The following is a 9,951-nucleotide window of genomic DNA, read 5'->3' as shown; positions in this document are numbered from 1 at the left end:
AAATATCGAGCACGAATCAGGCCGGGCGGGCGATGGTCTTGACCTCGAGGAGATCCTCGAGACCTTCGACGCCCCACCCGGCCACATCCAGTCCGTCAGCGCCGACACCTGAATGCATTCCTGGCACCTACCGACTCCCGACGGTTACATCTTTTACTTCGTTTACTCAGTGATCTCGACCACATGAACTCTAGGTCGTGTTGCGGGGTGGCGCAAGTCCCACTTCGTCCATCCACGTTTTTGCTCGCAGGCAGCTTTGGATTCTCTGCACACAAGAGATTTGGACACGCATCATTCCTCTTTGTGCTGCTGGTGGTCCCGCTATTAGTAGATCGACTCCTCGCATCGGGGTCGAGATCTGGCGCGTCGGACCAAGGTCGCGACACCACGTCGTACGCGCTGGTGGTCAACGACGACGGGGGCCGCAGATTAGGTGCGGGAAATAGCAGCGTGATGACGTCACCGGGGCCGAAGTCCGAGTCGCAATGTTGCGGTTGCGCTATGGGACGTGGCGTTACGTCTACAACTGGGTGCCGAGCACGGTAACCAACCTCGACGGACGGACTGCCGGAATGGGGCTACACGTTTCTCGGGTTGAAGATCCCGATGAGATTGCAGCGCGTGAATTGAAAGTCATGGCCCCGTTGCCGGAGCGCTAGGTATGCGGCTGAACAAACCTCGGCAAGGGATTCGCTGTGTATCGGTGATATTCGTTCGACGATGGCAGCGAGTTTTACGTCGAGGGCCGAAACGACCATGATCGTCAGGGGTGGTGAGAGTATCGTCACCCCTGACGATCGACAAGGAGCTGGAAGGAACACCCAAGTGTCGGTTCACGTCTCGGTGAATGGTCCGAATGGGGTGTCGGAATCGAATTCGCTGCGCTCGCACAGTGTGATGTTGGCAAGCATCTGCAGGAGCGATTCTCCTGGGCGCCAGCGCCCACAGACTCAGTGGAGTATGTCTCGAACCTGGGCGCTCAGGTGATCCGCCGGCATTATCGAACGTGCGACACCCATGTGTTTCTTCCAATGGGCTATCGCGCCGGCTTCGTCACGTGCACGTAGAAGCTTGATCAGTCGCCGTTGTGACCGTACGAACAACTTGTAGTTTGCCTGGTATGTCTCGACGTCATTGCGACTGCGCTCGAGCGCGACGGAAACGGTGTGGCGTTCTACGATCTCGTGAAGCATGCCAGCGGTCAGGGCAAGGGTGGCATTTCCCGATAGCTGAACCATGAGGAGGTGGAAACGTGCAGCAGCACTGCCGAAGTCGTCGGCCGCATATCCAGCGGGGATATCCTCGTCGACGAATCGCTCGAGTTCGTCGAACGCAGCCTCTGTCCCGCTCACCGCAAGAAGGCCGGCCGCGGCGGGTTCGATAGCTTCGCGGGCGACGAGCACGTCGGAAACCGTTGCCCCCGAGAGCTCGAGGAGTAATGATGCAGGGCGGGCCACTATCTCTGGTCCGGGCACGCAGACCCGGGCGCCGGTACGTGATCCGCGACGGACCTCGACGAGACGTTCTGCTTCGAGGACTCGGACGGCTTCGCGGAGAGTCGGTCGACTGACCGAGAAGTGTTCCATCAGTTCTGCTTCGTGGGGCAGGTGATCGCCGTCGACCAGTTTTCCTTCGACGATCATGCGACGGAGCTTGCCGGCAACGAGTTCGGCTGTCTTCGGCGTACGGACCGGTCGCCCTGTTGTGCTGAGTAGGTTGAACGCCGGAGCCTCGGTCATGTCAGTCACTGGTCTACCTCGCCTTTGGTCTGGAGCAACTTCATATACCTAGTAAAGCACCCCGAAGTGCTTGATCGGGTTCACAACGGATGATGATGAGATCAATTGCCGCCCTGGTATCGCGACGAACGGATCGGTCTCAGCTCCTCTGAGTTGTAGAAATGTAACTATGTAGTGAGCTAGTGGGATGTAGATGTTCCTCGCAAACGCGGGCGCCGTTCCCGATGCTGTCGGGGGTGGAGTTGACCATTGTCGAGGCGGATCTCGGGGGAGAAGCGGTCGGTGACCTACCGACAGTGGTGGGCAGGATTCCCGTTCGCATGAGTGATGCGCGTATTGGTGCAAAAGGGCGCTTGTTACGAACTTCCATCGAAATCTATTTTATTGCAGTACTATTCGGTTCAGTTAGGTCGTCTTGGTGCCACGTTCTCCAAACGAGACCTAACTTCGCTGCACTACGCCGTGAGTGCATCGTCACCGAAATATGTCGCGCCAACCAGGTCGAGTATGTCCAGGCAACCACCTACATTGATGTTCTCGTGAGTGGTGGACCTGTGGCAGAGAATGGAGATTGTATGTTCACCCCATTTCAGGTGATCGAATGAAGGCTGCAGATCAGTACCACATCGCTATCGTCACTGATGATCCAGAAGCGAAGATGCTCGAGCTCTCGGAACTCTTCGGCTACGAATGGGGCGAAATGATGGGAGGCCCGACTACGGTTACCGTGCCCAGCGGCGATACGACCGTCGATACAACTGTCGAGCTCAAAGCCTGGTATTCACTGTCCGAACCGCGAATGGAGATCGTTCAGAGTGTTCCAGGCTCAGTGTGGACTCCCACTGAGGGTTCTGGCATTCACCATCTGGGCTATTGGGTGGACGATGTCAGTGCGGAGTCCGCTGAACTGACGCGGCGAGGCTACGCAGTCGAGGCGGTAGGCAACTGGCCGGACGGCACTGCGTATTGGGCCTATCACTGCAGTCCGTCCGGTCCACGCATCGAGATTGTCAGCCGGAATCTCAAGCCTGTGTTGGACCGCTACTTCGAGACTGGAAAGTTGTCGTCCTAGTTCAGAAAGACACCGACGTGTGTGGGGTTCACAACTTCGCACACGTCGGTTGTTTTTTGCCCGGCTTCTACGTCGGAATTAGTTGCGGCCATTGCTAAGTGGACGTGATCGCAACTCTCGCCGTAGGCGCTCCACGATCCCGATAGTCAGTCCTGTAAAACTTCGCCGCACCGATCGCTGATCGCCGGATGGGTAAACGCAGCTGCTATCTCTGCCACACAGAGCAGAGATAGCAGCTTCCTTCGATCCACCAGAAATTCGGTGTGGCGACTCCGGCGTTACTTGATGATTACCGTAGTCGGGTCGGTTTGCACACCGTCTTTCATGGTCAAGACGATAAGACCGTTGCCGCATACGGCTTTGAATCCGGCGATTGCTTGTCCGTCGCACGTGAAGGTCAGCCCTGCGCCGGCGGGCAGCGGGACGTCCTTGGCGGAACGGATTGCCGTGTCTAGCGCTGCCGCCGACGTATCGGTGCCGGTGACAGACTTGGTGGCACGAATCAGGCCGAGCATTCCCTGATAGCCGGTCACGGCGTAACCCTCGACGGGAGTGTTGGGTGAGTACTTTTTCATAACTTCCCGATACAGAACGCTTTCGGGGGAGTTGGAGACTGTGTCCGCGGATCCGATGATCTTAGTGCCCTCCATGGCGGCGCCGACGGCGTCGACAACGTCTGCGTTGGCGCAGGATTGAACTGCCATGGTCTCGGTGGTCGAGCCCAATGTGTTCAGTGCCTTCAGGATGGAAGTGCAGATCGTTGACTCGCCGTAGACGACGATACCGTCCGGGTTACTGTCGAGCCCCGCATTGACCTGTGGAGTGGCGTCGGGGGTGCCGAAGGGGATGGGGATGATCTTCAGATTTGCGCCGTTGGCGGCGAATGCTGGTACGCCGATCTGTTCGAGAGATCCGGTTGCCGCGGGAAGATCAATCGTATATGCGACAACATTTTTCATCCCTTTCTCTCCGGCGTATTGAGCCATGGCCTGGGAAGTGTTGGAACCTGCGGTCCACATGTACGCGCCATCGCCAGTGGTCTCGACGGCGCTGCCACCGAGCGCGGCGACGTAGGGGATCCCTGCTGAAGTGATGATGGGTGCGATGATCTGGCCGAGGCCACTGCTGGGGAGTACTACCGCCGATACCTTTGCTTCGACCATCTGGTTTGCGCAATCGCGTGCAGAGACCGGTTCTTCTTGTTGTTTGCAGATGACCAATTCGACAGGGCGGCCACCGATTCCACCGAGCTGCTCGTTTGCATATTTTGCGGCAGCTTCGGCGGCTTCCCGGTTTTCGGGCTGTGAAACAGCCTGCCCATTTTCGTTGTTGATGAACCCGATCTTTACAGGTGTGCCTGTGGCGGCGATACCGGGGAATGCGCCGGCGGGTAGATCTGCCGAAGAGGAGGACGATGAGGAGTCGGAGGTATCGCCTGCGCTCTCGCTGCTACAAGCAGTCATTGCTGTCATCGCAACGACGGCAATGGACGCCGCCACTATCTTTGAAACATGCAGGCCGTTCGAGGGTTTCATCGGTGGTCCTTCTGTTGGGGTGGATACCATCGGCCGCCGATGAAGCCATGGCGGACCGGGTGAAGTGGATGGAGACGGCAGAAGCGCTCCGGGTTTCGTTATGCCTGCTCGTAGCGGCGTATTCGTCAGCCCTGTGTCAGATGATCGTGCTCTGTTCAACGGCGTCCACGGTCTCTACGGCTTCCGTGCGCGGACGTTCGTTTGCGCCCAGATACGCGTCTTCGATCAGGTGAGGGTGTGCCGCAAGTTCGGCGGCATCCCCTTGCAGGACGTTGTCACCGTGGCGCAGGACGAGTGCTGTGTCGGCCACCGTCAGTGCGAGCTGCACGTGCTGCTCGACGAGTATGACGGCCGTTCCGGTGGTATCGGCGACTGTCCGCAATACCGGGAGAAGCCGTTCGACGATAACAGGTGCCAAACCCATGCTCAGCTCGTCGATGAGAAGAACTTTCGGGTGTTGAATCAGCGCGCGCCCGATGGCAAGCATTTGCTGTTCGCCACCAGAGAGTGCGCCGGCGTGCACTTTCAGTCGCTTGTCCAGCTCTGGAAAGTAGCCGAGAATCTTCTCTCGCGATGCGGCCCAGTCGCGTCGTGATTTCACTGCCAGTCGAAGGTTCTCTTCCACGGTCAGGGTGGTGAACAGTGCGCGGTCGTCGGGGACGAACACCAGCCCGGCGTCGGATGCGCTGCGTGCGTGCCCGGACTTGACGTGATGTCCGGTGATCTCCACCGTGCCACCGAGACTGGGCAACAAACCTGCCAGCGTGAGCAGCATAGTTGTCTTGCCTGCGCCGTTCGGTCCGAGGAGCGCGAGGATTTCGCCTTCACGTAATTCGAGATCGAAATCGCGAACGCAGGGTCGGCCCTGCGAATAGCCGGCATCCATATCGGTGCACTTCAAGACCGCGGTCATGCGTTCAGCTCCTGTCCGGTGTGCGTCGCGCCGAGGTAGGCCCGGGTAACTGCGGGGTCCTTGCGTATTTCTTCCGGAGTGCCGATTGCGATGACTTTACCCAGATCGAGAACGACAATCCGGTCGCAGACTTCCAAGACCAGCTCCATATCGTGATCGACCATGACGACCGTCAGGCCTGAATCACGTACGGCCCGTAGTCGATTCCCCAGCCACATGCTTTCGGTGCTGCCCAGTCCGGCAGCAGGTTCGTCCAGCAGTACGACGCGCGGCCGGCCGGCGAGAGCGCGGGCAACCGAGACCAACTGGCGTTGTCCTTGAGAGAGTTCCTTGACCGGTCGGTCCGCGACCGAGCTCAGGTGTAGTAGTTCGAATAGTTCGTCGAGGCCAGCGGAATCGAGTGGCGGATTGTCCGGTCCTCGATGGTGTGACGCAGTTGTGCCGACGGAGACGTTTTCGCGGACCGAGAGATCGTCGTACAACTCGATGCCTTGGAAGGTGCGCCCGAGTCCGGAGCGACTGCGTTGAAAAGCCCTCTTGCCGTTGAGATTCAGGTCGCCGATTGTGACACTGCCGGTGGCGTCGGCGAAGCCGCTGATCGCATCGATAAAGGTGGTCTTGCCGGCTCCGTTGGGGCCGATCAGGCCGATGATCTCGCCGTCACGGACATCGAACGAGACGTCGTCGAGTGCGGTGATGCCGCCATATCGGACACCGATTTCGTGGCTGGAGAGGACGACGTCACCGATCGGACGGGCAGTGCCGAGGTACGGGGTAGTGCTGTCCAACTCGAACTCGATGTGCTCGGATTCTGGGTCGGTAGTTGCGGGGGTGATCTTGCGGCGCAGGTAGTCGACCGTTTTGTGCACTTCGGAGATGATTCCTTCTGGATTCATGATGACGGTGATAACCAGGAGAACCCCGGTGATCACTGCGTAGTAGCTACCGACGTTGGCGACGCGGTCGAGGAAGATGAACATTATTCCGCCGGCTCCCATGACTCCGGCGAGTATTCCGCCGGAGACGCAGGTGACACCTGCCAGGTAGGCGACTGCGAACATCGCGATTCCGCCCATGGCAGAGAAGGATTCAGGAACGGCCATGGTTTGTTGGTACGCCATCAACGACCCGCCGAGACCGGCGATGAACGCGCCGATCGCGAAGGCAATCAGTTTCGTGCGGGAAACGTTGATGCCGGAGGCGGCAGCAGATCGCTCGTTTGCACGTACCGCGAGCATTGATGCACCGAGTCGACTGGTTCGTAGTTTTGCCGTACCGACGGCGATGATCACCAGTACTGCGAGGCAGAGAATGCCGAAGGAGATTTTTGGATAGGAGTCGCCGGATCCGATCCCGAGATCGATGCCGAACAGCGACGGGTCGTCGACGCGTGCTCCGTTGACTCCACCGTTCAACTTGTTGTTGCGGAACCAGAACATCTCGAGAAACACTGCGAGGCTCAACGTCACCACCGCGACGGGTAGTCCTCGGATGCGTAGTGCCGGCAGGCCGACGACTACCCCGATCACCATCGCCACCAGTGCTGCGAGGACGGGGGCAATGGGGAAGGGGATTCCCCACTCCGTGGTGAAGCGGCTGAGCATGAATGCGGCCACTCCGGCAAGCGCTAACTGCGCCAACGATATTTGTCCTGCGAAGCCGGTGACCACCACCTGTGAGATGGCGATGACCGCGAGGGTGAACGTCAAGATCACCGCACCGCGGTAGCTGCCGTGAGTGAAGACGAGAAATCCTAGCGCGATCACGGTGAAGGTGACTGTGGGGATCACCAAGTTCTTGGGCCGTGGCGCGGCGCCAAGGGTGTTCTGGATGATCGCACCACGTGTGGGGAGCGGTCGTCCGCGGAAGACGAGAAAAATGAGGATCAGGATCAGCGGAATCAACTCGGCCATTCCCGCTTGTGGTAACCAGCTCACCGTTGCCTGCAGGTGGGTCATCTCCGACTGGAGCACACCGATTCCGAGTCCGGCAGCCACGGCTGGTCCGATGGAATTGAAGTTTCCGACTAACGCCGCGGCGAGGGCCGGGACGATGAACATTGTGTAAGAGATCGGGATGAGCGGCACTATCGGGGCGATGAGGATGCCGCTGAGCCCGGCGATCATGGTGCTCAATGCCCAGTTGGCGTAGGCGATTCGTTCGGGGGAGAGCCCGGTGACGATCGCGCCTTTCTCCGATTCGGCAGCCGCTCGGGTTGCCAGTCCGAATCGGGTCAATCGGAAAGCGAGCACGAGCAGGATGGTCAGAACGATGATGATGGCGGCGAACCAGATTCGGTCTGCCGGTATACGAATGCCGCCGAATTTCATGACATTTGTAGGCAGGATGGCTTTCACCGAGACCGGAGTTGTGCCGACCCTCGCCGCCAAGAGAGCCTGAACGGCAAGCATCAGAGCGATCGAGGCTACGGCCTTGGCGGTGGCCGGCGCGGTCCTGAGCAGCCTGAATACTGCGAAGTACATCAGCACGCCCAGGGCTGCGGCGATGGCCATTGCTATGCCCATCGCTGGGATCAGTCCTATCGGGCCACCCAGATCCAGGGTTTTGGGCAGGCCAGGTATCGGGATCAGGAGTTCGCCGCTGCGTAGGTAGGCGTACGTATAGGCAACGTAAAGCGCGATAGCGCCGGTCGCGAAGTTCACTACGCCCGAGCTTCGGTAGGTCATGACCAATGCCAGGGCGAGCGCTGCGTAGACAGCGCCGTTACCCAGCCCGAGGAGCAGGAACTGGAGATCTTGGGTCATCACTTGGGTCTTTCGCTAGAAAGGGAAGAGTGGCTGCTGCTGTCGGATCAGTTGAGGATGACCTCAGGGTCAGTTAGCTAGTCGCCGCGACGGCCTCTGACCTCCGCGTCGACATCTCCCGAGAGACTTAGGTCACTAAGTCAGGTTTCTACTATGACACAACATGATGATCTACGTCACTAAGTGGGTGAAGTTTCGTCTCGGCCAGGTTGGTCGCAAGTGCGTCGTCGGTCGTCCTGTGGTGGGAGTCGTGCCCGAACTGCCCGTGCGGCTTGTTGGAGTGATGTCGAATAAGTACTTGCAGCGCAACGGATTTGTACTACTTACCGATGTCAGTTGAACTGGCGGAGTTGCTACTGTTCGAGGAGTGCTGAGTGGTAAATCTCCAGCTCAATTACTGGACAACGATGAGTAAAGATATAGATAACTTAGATATCGAACTATTTGCTGCCTTCTGACACGTCGAATTCAACACCGCCCTAATCGAATGAAGGTGGCAAGGGTCTTTGCTGCCTTGTTGGTTGTAGCGAAGTCGGCTTCGGTGCGGTAGATGCTCTCTGTGACGTGGCGTGGCATCGCGATCTCGTGCGGGCGGATTGGCACACTCGGGCGACGCGCGCTAGGTATGAAAGTTTTCGCCTGAGTGCAAATGTCCTCGGAGGTCGCCCCAATGAGGTGTGGGAGATGTCGGAGGTGTCAGGTTTCGCGACAGATTCAGGCCTGCGTGTCTAGTGGACCGTTCTGGTGGCTGTGACGATGGGTCCGAGGCGCTTTCGGGGTCAGGCTGATGCGGCGCATTCCGTAGGCGATTTGTCCGCAGGTGAAACCGAAAATTTTTGTACACCAAAATCATTCGAACATCTAATGTAGAACTGAAAGGCAGTGATTTAGGTCCAGTTTCTTACCCTCGGATGCACGACTGCCGATGCTTCGTTGACGTTGACGTTGACGTTGACGTTGGCGTTTCGCTGCGCACGCCCAGGGATGTGGCGTCACTGGCTCTTCCGGCCGATGGTGTCCCGATGGAGATCGGCCAAGTCCCAGGCTGGGCGGATGCTCTCCAACTTGGTTGGGACAGCTTTGACAGAGCGGCATCGACGACTCGATCGTTGAGCGAGTTCACCTCTGGTGTTGTTGCCGAATACACCCGATATTACTGCATGGAAATTGACTCTCCGCCTTGATATCCCGGTTGCCTACTGTCTGTTCCGTCAGGCGGAACCATAGGTGATGGCTCAGCTCCGAAACTGGTTGACTTGGTCAGTCGGTTCGGTGGAGGCGCTTACAGTGCTTCATCAAGCGACAGGTCGATCTAGGCTTCGGAGGCGTGAGAGTATGGGACTATGTATAGGTGATCAGTTCGAGTGAAGAGTCGACGAGCATGATGAATGCGCTTGCTGTCGTGGCAGATTGGAAGCCGCGACAGTCCGCGAATCAAAATAGTCGAGCGGTACAGCCTCGCCTGGACCGGGGATTTGTCGAACACAGACTGATCACGATGCGCAGAGCGGTCGGACAGCTCGTCGGCGTCGGTTCGTTGGACCGCGAGCGACTGGAAATCGATCCGGCGATAGGGCTTGTCCTTGAACGGATCCTGGCGCTACTGGTCGAATTGGCGGTTGCGATCAACAATCATGTATTGGAAAGCGTGCTGGGTGAAGTGCCGCAGAAATCGGCAGATTCGTTCGGTGCGGCCGAGAAGGCCGGGATGATCGACGCGGAGTTAGCAACCGCTCTAGTGCCTCCGGAAGGCCCGCACAACGTTCTTCTCCAGCTGTACATGGACACCGAACCCGAGGAAGTCGCCGCGGGTGTGTCCGCGGCGCCGTCCCGCTATGTTGGGTACGGGGCGCAGGTCACTCGCTGGGTCGAGGCCCACCCTTCTGCGGGTATTTGCGGTCGCTGCCGGGCGCGCCCCAGCTCGCTT

Annotated in this window: 6 protein-coding genes; 2 read left to right on the top strand and 4 right to left on the bottom strand. The window is 58.6% G+C overall.

Translation table 11 applies throughout. From position 1 onward, the window contains the following. Positions 1 to 950: 950 nt before the first annotated feature. Positions 951 to 1,739, bottom strand: a complete 789-nt coding sequence (locus R4P64_RS33835; protein WP_051730847.1) for a FadR/GntR family transcriptional regulator — start codon at positions 1,737 to 1,739, stop codon at positions 951 to 953. 601 nt (positions 1,740 to 2,340) lie between these two features. Here R4P64_RS33835 and R4P64_RS33830 point away from each other — a divergent pair. Further along, positions 2,341 to 2,811, top strand: coding sequence for a VOC family protein (locus tag R4P64_RS33830; protein ID WP_033237325.1), 471 nt, complete (start codon positions 2,341 to 2,343; stop codon positions 2,809 to 2,811). 278 nt (positions 2,812 to 3,089) lie between these two features. On the opposite strand, the gene R4P64_RS33825 is transcribed toward R4P64_RS33830, so the two are convergent. From R4P64_RS33825 to R4P64_RS33815, 3 genes are all read right to left on the bottom strand, one after another. Continuing rightward, positions 3,090 to 4,346: an ABC transporter substrate-binding protein gene (locus tag R4P64_RS33825; protein WP_116104851.1), complete on the bottom strand. Its 1,257-nt coding sequence runs from the start codon at positions 4,344 to 4,346 to the stop codon at positions 3,090 to 3,092. A gap of 136 nt (positions 4,347 to 4,482) precedes the next feature. Further along, positions 4,483 to 5,259: an ABC transporter ATP-binding protein gene (locus tag R4P64_RS33820; RefSeq protein WP_116104850.1), complete on the bottom strand. Its 777-nt coding sequence runs from the start codon at positions 5,257 to 5,259 to the stop codon at positions 4,483 to 4,485. Further along, on the bottom strand, positions 5,256 to 8,024 hold the full coding sequence (locus R4P64_RS33815; RefSeq protein WP_033237322.1) for a branched-chain amino acid ABC transporter permease/ATP-binding protein: 2,769 nt from the start codon (positions 8,022 to 8,024) through the stop codon (positions 5,256 to 5,258). The genes R4P64_RS33820 and R4P64_RS33815 overlap by 4 nt, the downstream gene beginning before the upstream one ends. A 1,498-nt stretch (positions 8,025 to 9,522) precedes the next feature. Between R4P64_RS33815 and R4P64_RS33810 the strand changes: the two genes are divergently transcribed. Further along, positions 9,523 to 9,951, top strand: a 429-nt coding sequence (locus tag R4P64_RS33810; RefSeq protein WP_317824564.1) for a HepT-like ribonuclease domain-containing protein, incomplete at its 3' end; no start/stop codon positions are given.

The organism is Rhodococcus sp. IEGM 1366 (genome assembly GCF_033142425.1).
Lineage (GTDB): Bacteria > Actinomycetota > Actinomycetes > Mycobacteriales > Mycobacteriaceae > Rhodococcus_F > Rhodococcus_F globerula.
Note: the sequence above shows the minus strand (reverse complement) of the source record. Positions and strands in the feature narration are given on the sequence as shown.

What these genes read in the sequence shown, in the direction of transcription:
- R4P64_RS33825 (WP_116104851.1), bottom strand. Translation starts at nt 4,346, where the DNA reads ATGAAACCCTCGAACGGCCTGCATGTTTCAAAGATAGTGGCGGCGTCC.
- R4P64_RS33835 (WP_051730847.1), bottom strand. Translation starts at nt 1,739, where the DNA reads ATGACCGAGGCTCCGGCGTTCAACCTACTCAGCACAACAGGGCGACCG.
- R4P64_RS33820 (WP_116104850.1), bottom strand. Translation starts at nt 5,259, where the DNA reads ATGACCGCGGTCTTGAAGTGCACCGATATGGATGCCGGCTATTCGCAG.
- R4P64_RS33830 (WP_033237325.1), top strand. Translation starts at nt 2,341, where the DNA reads ATGAAGGCTGCAGATCAGTACCACATCGCTATCGTCACTGATGATCCA.
- R4P64_RS33815 (WP_033237322.1), bottom strand. Translation starts at nt 8,024, where the DNA reads ATGACCCAAGATCTCCAGTTCCTGCTCCTCGGGCTGGGTAACGGCGCT.